This is a genomic window from Aliivibrio wodanis (assembly GCF_052920805.1).
The window spans coordinates 2,682,557-2,699,221 of sequence record NZ_JBREXA010000002.1 but is presented as its reverse complement, the minus strand read 5'-3'; the positions used below and the strand labels follow the sequence as shown (position 1 = coordinate 2,699,221).

Genomic DNA, 16,665 nt, shown 5'->3' with positions numbered 1-16,665 from the left:
AATTAAACGATTTATTTTAACAAAAACTTATCATTTAAGCCCTGTCTTTTTCTAATTATTTCTTAATTCTTGTTTTAAGGTTAAAGTTTTTACTTTCTAATACCGATACTATAAAAGATTAGTTATACCAATATGTCTAATTAGATAATCTATTTATTACGTAGAAAAACCACGAAATTAGGTGCACTTATGGATACACAGCAAGGCATCATCATTGAAGATGACACTCATAAAAAAGAACATTATGTTGTGAGTAGCGTTCGGCGCCTAAAAGAAATCGCAGTTAAGCAAGGTTTAGGAGCAAAACTGCAAGCTCAAAAGCCTGAAGAAACTCTGTTAAAGCGCGCACTATACAGAGAAAAATTATTACGAGAGCAACAACAGCAAAATTTAGAACAGATCATCAAGTTTGCTCACGACTACTGTAAAGATGAAACCGCAGGTGACCCTGATCCAGATTGGCTTCATCGTTTCTTTGAAATGGCTAAAGACATCCACGATCCCTCAATGCAACGTCTATGGAGCCAAATTTTCAAACAAGAAGTAATCACCCCAGGCTCTACATCTATGAAAGCCTTAAAAGTATTAAAAGACATGACGCAACGCGAGGCGCAAACATTTCAACGCGCAGCATCACTGGCTTGTAGTTTTGGACAAGACAATAGTAAAAAATTATTGCTTGGTTATAAGTGCGCTGGGACCCTATTTAATCTATATAAAACAGAGGGCCCACAACTAGTACATTTAGGCAATTATAAACTCCCTTATTCAAGCTTACTGCTCTTAATAGATTTAGGCTTATTACTTGGAACAGAGCTAGAGTCAGGTGAAATAGAATTTGAACCCGCTTTGCCATTACAGTATCAAGGGAAAAGCCTAGCAATAAAACCTATGCAGAAAAGCTCTCGCCTTATCTATTATCGCTTTAGTCCAACAGGTGCAGAGCTATGTAAATTACTGGGGAATAAATCTAACGATAGTTATTATGACAACTTGATCAGTTTACTCAGTCAGAAATTTATTGTAGAAACTGATGCAAAAAAAAGTATTTCTATCACCGCATAAAAATACAAACGCCCAGAAAAATGACCTCCTGGGCGCTTATTATTACGAGCTTCAAAGCAATTTAAATTATCTCTCGATCTCTTAACTCACCTAAACACTGTTCAACTAACACATCAATAGATTCACTTCCGGCAGGTAAATCAATCTCAGGGTTTACCGGGGATTGGTATTCTGAATCAATTCCTGTGAAGTGTTTTATCTCTCCTGCTCGTGCTTTTTTATATAAGCCTTTAGGATCTCTTTTTTCACATTCATCTAGAGAAGTATTCACAAAGACTTCTAAAAACTCGCCTTCTGGTAATAACTCTCGCACCATTTGACGCTCTGCTCTATGAGGCGAAATAAATGCACTCAATACAATTAACCCTGCATCTGCCATCAACTTTGAAAGCTCTCCGATACGTCTGATATTTTCTTGCCTATCATGATCCGAAAAGCCTAAGTCCTGGCACAAACCGTGACGAACATTATCCCCATCTAATAGGTAAGTATGGTAACCAAGTTCAGCTAATTTAATCTCTAACGCCCCAGCGATAGTTGATTTTCCTGCGCCTGACAACCCAGTAAACCAAAGTACTGCTGACTTCTGTTTTTTCAATTTAGAGCGCGTTTCTTTAGTTACAGAATGCTGGTGCCAAACAATATTTTCATCTTTCACAACGTCTTTGACTGTCATGTTTCATCCTTGAATTAAAATGGGAAAAAATAAGGGATTAACGTAAGTACTAACACCGAATAAATAATCGACATCGGTAATCCCACTTTTACGTAATCAAGCAGCGTGTAGTTACCCACACTAAATACTAATAAATTGGTTTGATATCCATAAGGAGAAATAAAACTGGCACTGGCTCCAAATAATACCGCCATAATAAAAGGCATAGGATCAACCCCATAGCCTAACGCCATGCTGTAGCCAATAGGAAACGCCAAGGCTGCTGCCGCGTTATTAGTGATCAATTCTGTTAATACTAAAGTAATCAGATAAACGGCGATCAAGGCACCCATCACTCCCCAACCATTAAATAACTCCATAAACATATTACCAAGTTGTACAGATAAACCTGATGACAACATTAATTGAGCAATCGAAAGTGCCGCTCCAACGATAACGACAATATCAATAGGAAAACGTCGACGTAGCTCTCCAATATTAATCACGCCGAGCGCTAATAACGCTAAGAGATAAACCGACAAGCCTTTGATTATCGGAAATATATTCAGTAATTCCGCAGCAATAACACCAGCAAAACCCAATAAAACCAAGGCACTTTTATCACCATCCAATTTTGCTGCAGAGTCGAGTTCACTAATAATGACAAATTCACGTTTTAGCTGTTGCTTACTCTGTTCAAAATCTTTTCCTGGCACTAGAACTAACGTATCACCAGCCTGTAGTTCAATTTTTCCTAAACCTCCTTCAAGACGTTCATGACCTCGTCGAATAGCGACAACCACGGCATCAAAACGGTCTCTAAATTTAGAAGACTTAATACTTTTTCCACGAATAGACGCGGATTGACTCACGATGACTTCTATTAAATTTTGACCATTTAAATGATGCTGACCAAAAAGCGTTAAGCCATTAATTTCTTGTAGTGTAGTGACACTTTCAATATCACCACAAAACAGTAATCTATCACCCGCTAAGAGCACCATATCAGGGTCAACCGAAGAGATAGTTTTTCCCTCTCGAATGACTTCTGCTAAAAAAAGCTTACGCAATGCTCTTAAGTTATTTTCGCTAATCGACTTTCCTACTAATGGTGAACCACCTTGTACTCTAGCTTCTAAAAAATAGGGTAATTCATCTTGATGCCCCTCATCGTACTGAGGTAACAAATAACTTAATGGAATTAAAATTAACAAACCACCAAGCAGTACCGCGATACCAATGCTTGTTGGTGCAAAGAAACTTAAACTCGGTAAGCCAGCGTCTTCCACAAAACTATTAATAATTAAATTGGTCGATGTTCCTATTAAGGTCAGTGTGCCACCTAAGATTGCAGCATAAGAGAGAGGAATAAGTAGACGGGAAGGAGCATGGCGTTGATTACGCTTTATCGCACCAATTAACGACACCACCACGGCGGTATTATTAGTAAAAGAAGAAAGAATAGCAGTAGATAGACCCAATTTGCCTACCACACTCCCTAACCTTCCTTCTGAAATATAGCGCCCTACCCAACTGATAAGACGTGTTTTTTCTAAGGCACAAGAACTTAAAATCAATAACACCAAGGTTAACAGTGACGAGTTAGTAAAGTTTTTTGCCAAGCTAGGTAAATCAATCATCCCTAACATAAAAGCAATAAACGCCGCCCCTGCAAAAATCACACTTGGTTTTAATTTACTTGCTAATAGACTCACAATAATAAGAGCTAATAAAGCCAGAACGAATCCTTGCTCCCATGCCATAGAGTATTCCTTTTTAAGCCATTAACTTAAAAGCTTAGAAACATCTTGTGCTTTCCAGTGAGGGAAATGTTTACGAACTAACGCATTCAATTCTACCTCAAAAGCAGTGACATTATCATTGATAGGTTTTGCATCACTCAATTCAGAAAGGTTTTGGATCATGCCAGCCCCTACCGTGACATTCGTTAAGCGATCAATAAAGATAAAGCCACCAGTATCGGCACAATCTTTATAGCGATCTAAGCTCACCGTTTCAGTCAATGATACGTCACACAAACCAATACCATTCAAAGGCAATTCTTGAGTCTCAAACGTATCCAGACTATTAATATTTACTTGGTGATGAATAGCATCAATTTGGCCTACCGTTTTCTTACCTGCAATTTTAATGTCGTATTGGCGACCTGGCTCTAACCCTTTTTCTGTCATCCATACAATCTCAGCTTTAAATTGATCCGTTGCTTGTAAGCTAGAGTTCGCCTTCACTAACAAATCACCACGACTAATATCTATCTCGTCTTCTAGCGTTAATGTCACCGCTTGGCCTGCTTGGGCCGAATCTAAATCACCATCAAAGGTAACAATGCGTGCCACTTTTGATTTTTTACCCGATGGCAAAGCAACAATTTCATCACCAACAGAAATTCCACCTGCTGAAATGGTTCCTGCAAAGCCACGAAAATCTAGATTTGGACGATTTACATATTGCACAGGGAATCTAAATTCACCATTACCTCTGTCTGAATCAATATCAATATTTTCTAACACTTCTAAAAGTGGCGTACCTTGATACCAAGATAGCTCCTCACTCTGATTTACCACGTTATCTCCTTCTAGAGCTGATAACGGCAGGATAGAAATATCTAGGTTTGGATTATTTAGCTTTTTGGAGAAGGTTAAATACTCTTCTTTAATCTCTTCAAAGCGAGATTGAGAGTAATCCACTAAATCCATTTTATTTACTGCAACCACAAAGTGACGAATACCAAGAAGATTCGCGATATAAGAGTGACGACGAGTTTGATCAAGTACCCCTTTACGCGCATCAATCAAGATAACCGCAACATTACAGGTAGATGCACCAGTCGCCATATTACGTGTGTACTGCTCGTGCCCCGGCGTATCCGCAATAATAAATTTGCGTTTTTGAGTTGAGAAATAGCGATACGCTACATCAATAGTAATGCCTTGTTCACGCTCAGCTTGCAGGCCATCAACCAACAATGCCAAGTCAGGGCGTTCACCTGTTGTGCCGACGCGCTGACTATCTGCATGAACAGCATCTAACTGATCTGCATAGATTTGTTTTGAGTCATGGAGTAATCGGCCTATGAGGGTACTTTTACCATCATCCACCGAACCACAAGTTAAAAATCGAAGTAATGATTTGTATTGATGTTCTTTTAAATAAGCTTCAATACCAAGCTCTTCTAATTGTTGCTCTACTGCACTATTCATTATTTAATCCTTCCTTAGATGCTTGATATTAAAAGTAGCCTTGGCGTTTTTTCAGTTCCATGGAACCAGATGAATCATGATCTATCGCTCGACCTTGACGCTCACTTGAGGTGGCAACCAACATCTCTTCAATGATTTCAGGTAAGGTATTTGCGGTTGATTCCACAGCACCAGTCAATGGATAACAACCCAAGGTCCTAAAGCGAATGTCTTTATGTTGGATCTCTTCGCCTTCTTCTAACTCTAAACGTTCATCGTCCACCATGATCAACATGCCATCACGTTCAACCACAGGACGTTTTTCAGATAAATAAAGTGGAACAATTTCAATATTTTCTAAATAGATATATTGCCAAATATCCAACTCCGTCCAATTCGATAATGGGAAAACTCGAATGCTTTCGCCTTTATTTACTTGGCCGTTATAGGTATTCCATAACTCTGGACGCTGATTTTTTGGATCCCACGTGTGGTTTTTATCTCGAAACGAATACACACGCTCTTTAGCTCGAGATTTTTCTTCATCACGACGCGCGCCACCAAAAGCCGCATCAAAACCATATTTGTTTAGTGCTTGCTTTAAACCCTGAGTTTTCATGATATCGGTGTGTTTTGATGACCCATGTACAAATGGGTTAATTCCCATTTCCATACCTTCAGGGTTTTTATGTACTAATAAGTCAAAACCATATTTCTTTGCGGTTTTCTCACGAAATTCAATCATCTCTTTGAATTTCCAATCAGTATCAACATGTAAAAGAGGGAATGGAATTTTTCCAGGATAAAAAGCTTTACGAGCAAGGTGCAGCATCACAGAAGAATCTTTACCAATCGAATACATCATTACTGGGTTATCAAACTCAGCAGCAACTTCACGAATAATATGAATACTTTCAGCTTCTAGCTGTTGTAGGTGGGTTAATCGTTTTGCGTCCATGTGTGTTTTGTCCTTTAGGCTAAATTTGGCAATGACATCACTAACGGCATTAATTGCTCTAACAAGCATCAATGCTCTTTTCTAGCGATGGCTATTTTTCATTCCAATAAAGTCACTATAGACGGGTTGCTTTATTACCTGAAATTCTAAAATTTCATTTTTTATTCGATTTAATGCTAACGGTTATAAATAAAAAGGTTTCATTTATAAAAATGATAAAAAAGGAGAGATATCGTTCGATATGCGATTAAAAGGCATATAGAATGCCATTTCCATTAATAACGGGCACTTATACAATGAGATTGAACTTAAAAACCCTCACTCAAAAATTCTTATTTTCCTTTATAATCTCTGTCGTTACCGTATTTACTTTTGAGCTCTCTCAATTCTTTGTCTCTCAAGCCGATCGTGTCCATATCATTTCCATTACCGCCGCTTTTATTACCGCATCTCAGTTACGGTTTGGAAAAAAAGTTACTCCTGCAATTGTGCTCGCACTGTTATACCAATATATTTTTATTTCAAACAGGCCACTTGATGTTGCACTCGTGTTTTCTCTTTTCTATCCGATGACCTCTCTTTTCTTTATTTATATTTACAAAAAAGCAAGCTTTACATTAACCCAATTTGATTACACATTAAGAGCAACTTACTACATTTCAATTATGGGAGTGCTTTATCCTATTGGTGCTAGTATTGGCATGATACATATTGCAGAAATGCTTAATTACCCTTTTATGAGTAGCCCTGAGTACTTAGCCTATTCAGCACTAGGTAGCTCTATATCCCAATTATTACTAACACCTTTACTGTTCGCTTTTATTGGATTTCCATTTAAAGAATTTAACAATAATTATTTAATTCTTGATAAAGACATGAGAAAGATAAATCAAACCACAGGGCTTTATTATACGTGGTTAAGTTTATGCAGCTTAACCATCATTTTTACCTTCTTTTCTCACGATCCTTTAGTCTTAAATGCTCTCTGCTTACTATTAGTACCAATTATTGGTTTAGGTGTTGGCAATTTTGGGATCATACAACCTTATTTAATCTCAACTATTGTCTGTTTAATCTCTGCAGAAAGTGCTGTTTATAATTACAATCAAGACATCATTAGCTCATCAACGTTCTATAGTATGATTGCTATTTTATTTGCTATAACAACATTAATTATGTTGCTCTCAGCACAATCAGTGAAAAATTTTCTTACTAACCGCGCCGCCATCGAAAAAGAACGAAGAGATCCTTACACTGGTTTATTTAGTATCTCGCAATTATCCCACGATTTATCACAGTCGACCGATTACGTGATGACTTACATTGATCTAGCAGAAATTAGTAATCGCTTACATTCATTAGGGTTTGAAGGTAAAGCCCTACTAATGCGTAACGTATCTGAATTTATTTGTGATTTTACTCATCACCGTGGAATAGCTTACCTTCCTCCCTTCTCTCAAGGTATTTTATATTTATTACCTAATTCCCCAAGTATTCGTCATGAGATAAAGGACATAGCTCAATCATTAGCTAAATTCATCTTTCAGTGGCAAGAACAAAGTATTCAACTCATCAATCAGAAAGTTGTATGTTGTAAACTAAATAAAAATATTGATATTGATTTACTGCTATCTACTCTATGTACTCCAAATGCTAATTTTGACCACGGTATAAACATTAATTGGGTAACACTAAAACAAAATGAAGAAAGAAAAATCGACAAACTAAGTCGTATCCAATCAGCCTTTGATAACAATAAATTCATTCTATTCTGTCAACCTTATCTCGATTTAAAACAAGAAGATTCTCCTCTCTATTTTGAGGTTCTAATTCGACTCACTTCAGATAAAAATGAATCTCAGCCATTATCACCTGCCGAATTTTTTCCTTTAATTAATGAATTTGGCTTGCAAGTTGAGCTTGATAAATGGGTAATTGAACACACCTTTAAAGTTCTTAATAAATATTTAACTGATTGGGATTCGATCGGCCGTTGTTCTATCAACCTAACGGCACAAGCACTTAACGACTCAACCTTAGCCGATTATATTTTTTCACTCGCGACTAAGCATTCAATCCCATTAAAAAAAATATGTTTTGAAATAACAGAAAGTGCAGCATTAACCAATGAACAGCAAGCGATTAAAACGATTGAACGCTTACGTTTAGAGGGCTGTAAAATTGCATTAGATGATTTTGGAACAGGCTATGCAAGCTTTGATTATTTGCGACGATTACCAATCGATATTTTAAAAATTGATGGTTCTTTCGTTCGTAATATTACAGAAAATAAAGTAGACCAAACTATCGTTAATACCATCAGCCAAGTTGCAAAAGGAATGTCTTTAAGTACGGTTGCAGAGTTCGTAGAAACCTCTGAACACATTAGCCTATTACGAAACATGGATATTCATTACGCTCAAGGTTATGCGATTGCTAAACCTGTCCCTTTAATTGAACTATTGACGAATAAAATAACGAATAAGCCTTCCGATGTGACTCCTGTTGAACTTGTGATTCAGTTACCGTAAAGCACACTGAAAATAGATCAACCGCACACATTGAGAGACTCGTTACATTTATAACATAACCAATCTGTTATCTTATTGACGCTTTTATGATTATCACCTTTGGAGAACACGATGAAACTCTCTGCTAAACCTGTATCAATTGCTGTACTTGCTGGCCTAGGCTTACTAACTCTTTCGGGCTGTACAACAACACCCGACACAAATGAAGTGATTAAGCTACGAGTAGTAGAAACAACAGATATCCATACTAATCTGATGGATTACGATTACTACAAAGATAAACCATCTCAAAAAATTGGTTTAGCGCGCACTGCTACTTTAGTAAAAGAAGCACGCAATGAAGTAATAAACAGCGTTCTTGTTGATAACGGTGATTTACTGCAAGGTAGTCCAATGGGTGACTACATGGCAGATAAAGGCATTGAAGCGGGTGAAGTTCACCCTGCATATAAAGCGATGAATCAGTTAGATTATGATGCAGCTAACCTAGGTAATCATGAGTTTAACTACGGTTTAGATTTCTTAGCTGAATCTATCAACGACGCTGATTTCCCATACATTAGTGCAAACGTGTATGACGCAGAAACAAAAGAACATTACTTTACGCCATACATCATTAAAACGCATAAGTTTAAAGATACTGCTGGCGTAGAGCACGAAATTAAAGTGGGTTACATTGGTTTTGTTCCACCTCAAATCATGACGTGGGATAAGAAAAACCTTGAAGGTAAAGTCATTGCTCGTGACATCATTGAAACAGCCAATGAACTTGTTCCTCAAATGAAAGCAGAGGGTGCAGATGTTATCGTTGCTATCCCACACTCAGGTGTTTCAACTGACCCTTATAAGCAAGGCGAAGAAAACTCAACATTCTACTTATCAGAAGTAGAAGGCATTGATGCTATCGCATTTGGTCACGCTCACGCCGTATTCCCTGGTAAAGGGTTCGACAATATGCAAGGTATTGATAACCAAAATGGCACAATGAATGGTGTTGCTGCGGTTATGCCTGGACGTTGGGGAAGCCATGTTGGTGTAATGGATTTAACTCTAGAACAAAAAGATGGCAAATGGGCTGTAGTAAAAGGTCAATCTGAAGCTCGCCCTATCTTTGATAAGAAAGAGAAAAAATCATTAGCTGCGGCAGATAAAGGAATTATCACAGCACTAGAAGCAGACCATAAAGGCACACGTAATTTCGTTAACCAACCAATTGGTAAAGCTGACGATGTAATGTATAGCTTCTTAGCTCTAGTTCAAGATGATCCAACAGTTCAAATTGTTAACCTTGCACAAAAAGATTACGTTGAACGCTTCATCCAAGGTGATCCAGATTTAGATGGTACTCCTGTACTTTCTGCTGCTGCACCATTCAAAGCAGGCGGTCGTGGAAATGACCCAACAAACTTCACCGAAGTTGAATCAGGCCAATTAACATTCCGTAATGCGGCTGATTTATACCTATACCCTAATACCCTAGTTGCGATGAAGGTTACAGGTAAAGAAGTAAAAGAGTGGCTTGAATGTTCAGCTGGTCAATTTAAGCAAATTGATATCAACAGCACTGCACCTCAACAATTAATTGATTGGGATGGTTTCCGTACTTATAACTTTGATGTCATTGATGGTGTAAACTATCAAATCGATGTTACTCAACCTGCAAAATATGACGGTAACTGTAAAGTAATCAATGAAGGTTCTGAGCGTATCGTTGGCTTGACTTACCAAGGCAAGCCTATTGATGCGAAACAAGATTTCCTTATCGCAACCAATAATTATCGTGCTTACAGCAATAAGTTCCCAGGTACTGGTACTGACTTCATCGCGTTTGATGCACCAGATGAAAACCGTACCGTTCTTTCTAGCTACATTTCACGAGTAAGCAAAGAAGAAGGTCAAGTGAAGCCTTCAGCAGATAACAACTGGTCTTTTGCTCCTATCAAAGGTGGCGAAAAATTAGATATCCGCTTTGAAACAGCACCAACAGAAAAAGCTGCGAAATTCATCAAAGAGAAAGGTCAATACCCGATGAAGCGTGTAGCCACTGATGAAGTTGGTTTTGCGGTATACAACATTGATCTAAGTAAGTAATTTTTCTAAACCAACCTTTGGTTTGACTGAATTACAATATTAGTACACTCAATAGCACGGTTATTTAACCGTGCTATTTTTATATAAAAATATAGCTTATCGTCAATTCGAATATCTAGCTAAAAATTAACTCCTACATATCCACAATTCTAAATATCCCCCACCGTAATAAATCAAATCTAAAGATACAATTTGAAATATACTGAAATATACTGAAATATTTAATGACAATTGTATTACTAACCGCCTATAATTCGCACGAATCATTCATGGTAATGATTTGAATCTAAAATCAATCTGAACTATTTATGAAGCGAAAGTTCATATATAACAGATAGGATACATTTGCTTACAAACCAATAACACCATAACAAGCGAGTCCACCTTGATTTTTGGAACATCTATGAACGACATTATTAGCAGTATTCAAGATGAATTATTAGTTCAGAATTACTCCCAATTATCTCTTTTTATTGGGATTATTCTTTTATCTTATGTATTGGAAGATCTAGCTATCGTAACAGCTGCAAGTTTGTCTGCCCAAGGCGTCTTACCTACATCAGTTGGTTTAATTGCTGCATTTATTGGTATAGCTAGTGGAGATCTTGGTCTCTATTTTCTAGGAAAAGCATCCACACGTATTCGACCATTTCGCTATAAAACTCTCACTAACCCACATTTACGGTATATAAGGAAAAAACTCAAAGATAATCCTATGCTTAATTTATTCATTATTCGATTCATTCCAGGATTACGTACCATCGGATTCACCTTAAGCGGAATTTTTCATATTAGCCTTAAACGATTCTTTGTTGCTGTAATGGCTGCGACTGGCATTTGGACCGCTATCGTATTTCCTAGTGTATATTTTCTAGGCACCACAACTTGGGCAAAAACGAGTGAAAACCAGTGGTTACTTATCCCGATAATGACTTTTATTTTATTTAGCGTAAACCGTTTTGCTAAAAAGCGATTACAAAGGAATTAATACCATGGAAAATAAAAAAATCGCCACCATTGCAGCAGACCGTATCAATGGAGGGATGCCAATATTAGAAAAAGATAAACTTCGTAGTATCTCTCCTTATGAGTTTTTACCAAGCTGGTTTTTTTATGCGCCAGTTGTAATACAAAGCCTCTTTTTAGGTATTAAATATAAAGATTTCACCCTACCTTTAGTTGTAAACCCTTCAATTAAACTTAGTGGAATGGTCGGAGAATCCAAGCACGATATCCTTCAGTTAGCGGGAGAATCAACCAAAAATTGGATTTCTCCATTCATCACCATAACAACAGATAGCTCTTCTGTTCAGCAACAAACCAACTCAGCTATGAATGCGATGGATAATCACAACCTGACTTTTCCTGTTGTCGCTAAACCGGATCTAGGCTGTCGTGGAGCAGGAGTCAAATTAATTCAAACTCCAGAACAATTGACTCATTATTTTGAATCATTCCCTATCAACGCTCGTTTCTTAATTCAACAGAAAGCTCCTTACTCAGCTGAAGCAGGTCTATTTTATATTCGTTATCCCAATCAAAAAAAAGGAAACGTAATTTCCCTTACTCTGAAATACTCTCCTAGTGTAATCGGTGATGGTAAGCAAACTCTGAAACAACTAATTGAATCAGATAACCGAGCAGGAAAACTCTCTCACCTCTATTTTCCTCGACATAAAAATAAATTAGATACGGTATTAGCCCTTAATCAAGAATTTCAGTTAGCTTTTGCTGGCAGTCACAGCCGCGGGTCAATTTTTAGAGATGGAAACCAGTACATAACCGCTACATTAGCAGAACGTTTAGATGCTATTTTTGATGACTTTGATGGTTTTTACTACGGCAGATTAGACGTCAAATTCAAAAATATTAATTCTCTTATAAAAGGGGAGGATTTTACTATTTTAGAAATAAATGGTGCGAGTAGTGAAGCTGCGCATATATGGGACAGAAACACGCCTCTTAAAACGATTTTTTCTACTTTATTGTTTCAATACAAAACATTATTTGAAATTGGAGCACAACAAAAAGAAAAAGGATATGTTTCACCTACATTGAAAGAATTATTTTCAGCGTGGAAAGAAGAGAAAAATCTAACTCTTCAATACCCATCAACTGACTAGAGAGTATTTATGCCAATGAAAGAAAGAGAAATAATAGAACTATCGCCTGTTATTAGTGGTTGTATTGATGAATTACAACAAGGCTTACAGCTATTAAATAATATTAGTGATAGGGATTATACTCACCTCGCATCTCCTTATGTTGACAGTTCTATTGGTGAGCATTTTCGCCATATTCTCGATTTATTTTACGCCATTAGAACAGCCCAAGATGAGGAAGCAATTAACTATAATAATCGTCGACGTGGGCACTTAATCGAAACAAATAAAGAACTCGCAATTAAGGAACTTAACTCAATAATTCAATGGTTGAATTTGCTCCCTCAGCAATATTTAACCCGTTCAATATCTCTTATCACTGAAGTTTGTCCTTACGTTACTCAAAGTCATGCTATGAAATCAAGTATTGAACGAGAGATCACTTTTGCTTCACTGCATGCCTCACACCATTATGCATTAATGAAAGTGATAACTCGTTTATTGAATATCAATACCATCTCAACATTTGGTTATGCTCCAACGACCTCTAGTTTTCTGAGAGGAGATGCATAATGTGCACCGTATCTTGGTTTCATACTGAATTAGGCTATGAGTTGTTTTTTAATCGAGATGAACAGAAATCTCGCCCTACTGCTCTCGAGCCTCGGAGATTTAAACAAAATAATATTGAATCACTCATGCCTATTGATCCTCTTGGAGGAGGTAGTTGGATTGCTACAAACAATCGAGGCATTACGGTTTGTCTACTAAACTATTACCAAGGTTGTTTGCCAACAACAGAATTAAAAAGTCGAGGTTTACTAATTAAACACCTTTCAGCCTGTCATGATCTAAATGCAATACAACACCTATTATCACACACCGATCTATCATATTTTGCTCCTTTTTCTTTATTAGTTTTTGGTGCTAAATCAGCCAAAAAACCACCCAAAGTTTTAGCTTTTCAATGGAATGGACGACTTTTTCATTCTATTGATGCTGTCTCACCAATGATCTCTTCTTCTGTAGATCCTATTTTTGTTACTGAAAAACGACATTTTTTTTATAGGGAAATGACGAGTAAAGGCATTAATCGTCAATCATTACATGCATTCCATAATCACCATCACCCACAACAAGGGCACCTATCAGCTTGCATGTATCGTGAAGATGCAAGCACCGTAAGTTTGACTCATATTATTGTTAATACTCAAAAAAGCATCATGAATTACACTTCAGGATCACCATGCCAAACATCTAAGATAACGGCTTATGAAGTTAAACATGACCATCAATTTAGCCCACCTAACTATACTCAATAAGGTTATCCCTATGAAAAAATTACTTTGTTTCTTTATGTTGTTATTTTCTCAATCGAGTCTTGCTGCTGATCCTATTTATACTGGATTCTTTAGTAATAAAGCTGTCGGTGGTTATGACACCGTTGATTATTTTAGAGAGGGTAAATTAGCAACAGATAACCCATTAAAAGGAAAAGATAATTACGTAATGTCATATATGGGAGCAGATTGGTACTTCTCATCACAAGAGAACCTAGACTCATTTCGTAAAAATCCAACCAAATATGTACCTCAATACGGCGGATTTTGTGCATGGGCGATATCAGAAAAAAATGACCGCGCGTCTGGTGATCCTCTTCAATGGACAATTGTTAAAGGAAAGCTCTATTTAAATTATGACGCTGAAGTAAAAGGTTGGTGGGAAAAAAATATTCCACTCTTCATAACAAAGGCAGATAAGAACTGGCCTTCACTTCTAAAAAAATAATAATTACCAACATATAAAACTTATTGCAGCCATTAAAGTAAAAGGAACTCATCATGAAAGAAAAAATATTTAAATTTGGACCATCAGTATTTATCGCCTTTGTATTTATTCAATCTCTCTTCTTTAAATTCTCAGGGTCATATGAAACTGATCATATCTTTGGCGTCTTAGGCGAATGGTCAGGGATTGAATGGTTTGGGATTTATGGCGGCTATCTTATCGGTATTGCTGAACTGTTCGCTTCTATTCTGCTTTTTACTCGTTTTCATGGATTAGGCGCAGTCATGGCGGCAGGTATTATGAGTGGCGCTATTTTCTTTCATCTTTTCACCCCTCTTGGGATCCAAATGCCAGAATTTGATGCTATGGGAAAAATCATCGGTTATGACGGAGGCTTATTATTTGGAATGGCCTGTTTAGTTTGGTTATCAGGCATATTTTTAGCATTAAAAGACCTTAAATCAGATAGCGGATTTCTTTCTTCTTTATTTCAAGAAAAAGGAGCTTAGTTTATGATTGCAAGTCCATTTCGCTTACCAAGAGTAACCCCATTTGGCATTGGAGAATCCTTTGCTGAATGGGCTACTGGGTTAAATCAACTTGATGCTTACTATCAAGACCGCCCTGAAAATTTAAGCTGTTTTGAATTCATGAGCCATTCACTCTCGTCATTAGACGTTAGTTATCATTTGCACCAGGGAGAATTAAATACCATCCCTGTAACAGGAGCGGTTGTTATTGTTGCTAATCACCCATTAGGCGCACTAGAAGGTATTATTTTAGCGGACCTAATTGGTAAAATTCGTTCAGATGTAAAAGTGTTAGCTAATGAATATTTAAAACTTATCCCTGAGATCAGTGAATTATTTATTGGCGTTGATGTATTCGAATCTGCTAGCGCAAAAAAAACCAATGCCAAAGCACTTCGAGAAGCTCATCGGCATTTAGAAAGTGAAGGAGTACTCATTATTTTTCCTGCGGGAGAGGTTTCTACCTATAATGAAAATAAAGAACAATTACTCGATAAGCGTTGGAGCTATTCTGCTGCAAAATTAGCACTTAAACATAATGCCACAACCATCCCAATTTATATTGATGCTAAAAACAGTAATGCTTTTTATATGGCAGGGAAAATTCACCCATTACTACGTACCTTAATGTTGGGGCGAGAACTGCTCAATAAAAAATCTAATACCATTAATTTATCAATTGGTTCATCTATCTCACATAAAGAGCTTAATGGATTTAAATCCCCTATAGAATGCATTAATTATCTACGTCTCAATACTTATTTGTTGGCAACCATTAATCATTCTGCTGAGTCAGAGCAGATTAAAACCGATTATGATCAAATTATGGATCCCATAAATTCTGACATTTTGACAAATGAAATTCAATCTCTCCCACCCAACACTAAACTAGTAGAACAAAATGGGCTTACTGTCTATTGTACAAAAAGCCAAGCCATCCCAAATGTTATTAAAGAAATAGGACGTATCAGGGAAGTTACTTTTCGTGAAGTAGGTGAAGGTACAGGGCTTTCCTGTGATCTAGATGAATACGATTTACACTATTACCATTTATTTATCTGGCACGAAAAAAATCAAGAAATTGTTGGTTCCTATCGATTAGGGTTAGTTGATGAATTAATTGAAAAGTTTGGTATTGATGGTCTCTACTCTCGTAGTCTTTTTAATTACCAATACGAGTTTATCAAGACACTACACAACTCAATTGAAGTAGGTCGCTCAGTCGTAGCTAAAAAATATCAGCGCAATGTTAGCTCACTACTTTTGCTTTGGAAGGGGATTTCAACTTTTGTATATCAACACCCTAAATATACTCACTTATTTGGACCTGTCAGTATTAGTAATGATTACAGTTTAGCGGCTCGTCAATTAATTGCTTCAACACTATCTATTCACCATTACGATAATGAGAAAGCAGCACTAGTCACTGCAACAACCCCACTCAAACCATTAAAAAGACAAGTATGGAACGGCGATATGCTTTCTTTACTTGGTGATTTAAAAATCTTATCAAAAGTACTTAGCAGGATAGAAAAAGGGAAAGGACTTCCTGTTTTACTTAGACAGTATATTGGATTAAATGGGAAGCTAGTTTGCTTCAATGTCGATCCAGATTTTAATGACGCGCTAGATGGGTTAATTGTAGTCGATATGAGTAATGTGCCACAAAAAACATTAAGTAAATATATGGGGAAAGAAGAAGCGATGTGCTACCTTGAAAAACACCATAGTAATTAAAAATACTC

At 36.9% G+C, this 16,665-nt stretch carries 14 protein-coding genes; 10 read left to right on the top strand and 4 right to left on the bottom strand.

All coding sequences use genetic code 11. The features are described from left to right. The first annotated feature begins 189 nt into the window (after window positions 1-189). A complete protein-coding gene (locus ACU5DF_RS20535; protein ID WP_045102971.1) occupies window positions 190-1,065 on the top strand; it encodes a TIGR03899 family protein in 876 nt (291 codons plus the stop codon). Between the two features lie 61 nt (window positions 1,066-1,126). Here the strand turns inward: ACU5DF_RS20535 and cysC are convergent, their stop codons facing one another. Genes cysC through cysD form a run of 4 tightly spaced genes read right to left on the bottom strand, consistent with a single transcriptional unit; the run spans window position 1,127 to window position 5,947 of the window. Beyond that, window positions 1,127-1,741: an adenylyl-sulfate kinase gene (cysC, locus tag ACU5DF_RS20530; protein ID WP_446714004.1), complete on the bottom strand. Its 615-nt coding sequence runs from the start codon at window positions 1,739-1,741 to the stop codon at window positions 1,127-1,129. Window positions 1,742-1,755: 14 nt separating this feature from the next. Then, the gene (locus ACU5DF_RS20525; RefSeq protein WP_446714003.1) at window positions 1,756-3,483 is read right to left on the bottom strand and encodes an SLC13 family permease; all 1,728 of its coding nucleotides are present in this window, start codon (window positions 3,481-3,483) and stop codon (window positions 1,756-1,758) included. 21 nt (window positions 3,484-3,504) lie between these two features. After that, complete coding sequence (gene cysN, locus ACU5DF_RS20520; RefSeq protein ID WP_446714002.1) at window positions 3,505-4,941, bottom strand: sulfate adenylyltransferase subunit CysN; 1,437 nt, start codon at window positions 4,939-4,941, stop codon at window positions 3,505-3,507. Between the two features lie 28 nt (window positions 4,942-4,969). Further along, a complete protein-coding gene (gene cysD / locus ACU5DF_RS20515; protein WP_446714001.1) occupies window positions 4,970-5,947 on the bottom strand; it encodes a sulfate adenylyltransferase subunit CysD in 978 nt (325 codons plus the stop codon). A 194-nt stretch (window positions 5,948-6,141) separates the two neighbouring features. Here cysD and ACU5DF_RS20510 point away from each other — a divergent pair, with 194 nt between their 5' ends. The 9 genes from ACU5DF_RS20510 to ACU5DF_RS20470 all read left to right on the top strand — a co-directional run bounded on the left by ACU5DF_RS20510 (window position 6,142) and on the right by ACU5DF_RS20470 (window position 16,657). Beyond that, window positions 6,142-8,409, top strand: a complete 2,268-nt coding sequence (locus ACU5DF_RS20510; RefSeq protein WP_446714000.1) for an EAL domain-containing protein — start codon at window positions 6,142-6,144, stop codon at window positions 8,407-8,409. A gap of 111 nt (window positions 8,410-8,520) precedes the next feature. Beyond that, a complete protein-coding gene (cpdB, locus tag ACU5DF_RS20505; protein WP_446713999.1) occupies window positions 8,521-10,500 on the top strand; it encodes a 2',3'-cyclic-nucleotide 2'-phosphodiesterase in 1,980 nt (659 codons plus the stop codon). A 403-nt stretch (window positions 10,501-10,903) separates the two neighbouring features. After that, complete coding sequence (locus tag ACU5DF_RS20500) at window positions 10,904-11,488, top strand: DedA family protein (protein ID WP_446713998.1); 585 nt, start codon at window positions 10,904-10,906, stop codon at window positions 11,486-11,488. A 4-nt stretch (window positions 11,489-11,492) separates the two neighbouring features. Then, window positions 11,493-12,623 carry a D-alanine--D-alanine ligase gene (locus tag ACU5DF_RS20495; RefSeq protein ID WP_446713997.1) on the top strand — a complete coding sequence of 377 codons (1,131 nt, stop codon included), beginning with the start codon at window positions 11,493-11,495 and terminating at the stop codon, window positions 12,621-12,623. Between the two features lie 9 nt (window positions 12,624-12,632). Further along, window positions 12,633-13,175, top strand: coding sequence for a DinB family protein (locus tag ACU5DF_RS20490; protein ID WP_045102978.1), 543 nt, complete (start codon window positions 12,633-12,635; stop codon window positions 13,173-13,175). Beyond that, entirely contained in the window at window positions 13,175-13,924 is a 750-nt protein-coding gene (locus tag ACU5DF_RS20485) for an NRDE family protein (protein WP_446713996.1), read from the top strand. Before ACU5DF_RS20490 ends, ACU5DF_RS20485 begins: the two co-directional genes overlap by 1 nt. A 10-nt stretch (window positions 13,925-13,934) precedes the next feature. Continuing rightward, window positions 13,935-14,390, top strand: coding sequence for a YHS domain-containing (seleno)protein (locus tag ACU5DF_RS20480; protein ID WP_446713995.1), 456 nt, complete (start codon window positions 13,935-13,937; stop codon window positions 14,388-14,390). Window positions 14,391-14,443: 53 nt separating this feature from the next. Next, the gene (locus ACU5DF_RS20475) at window positions 14,444-14,899 is read left to right on the top strand and encodes a hypothetical protein (protein WP_446713994.1); all 456 of its coding nucleotides are present in this window, start codon (window positions 14,444-14,446) and stop codon (window positions 14,897-14,899) included. 3 nt (window positions 14,900-14,902) lie between these two features. Next, the gene (locus ACU5DF_RS20470) at window positions 14,903-16,657 is read left to right on the top strand and encodes a bifunctional lysophospholipid acyltransferase family protein/GNAT family N-acetyltransferase (RefSeq protein WP_045102982.1); all 1,755 of its coding nucleotides are present in this window, start codon (window positions 14,903-14,905) and stop codon (window positions 16,655-16,657) included. Window positions 16,658-16,665: the final 8 nt, after the last annotated feature.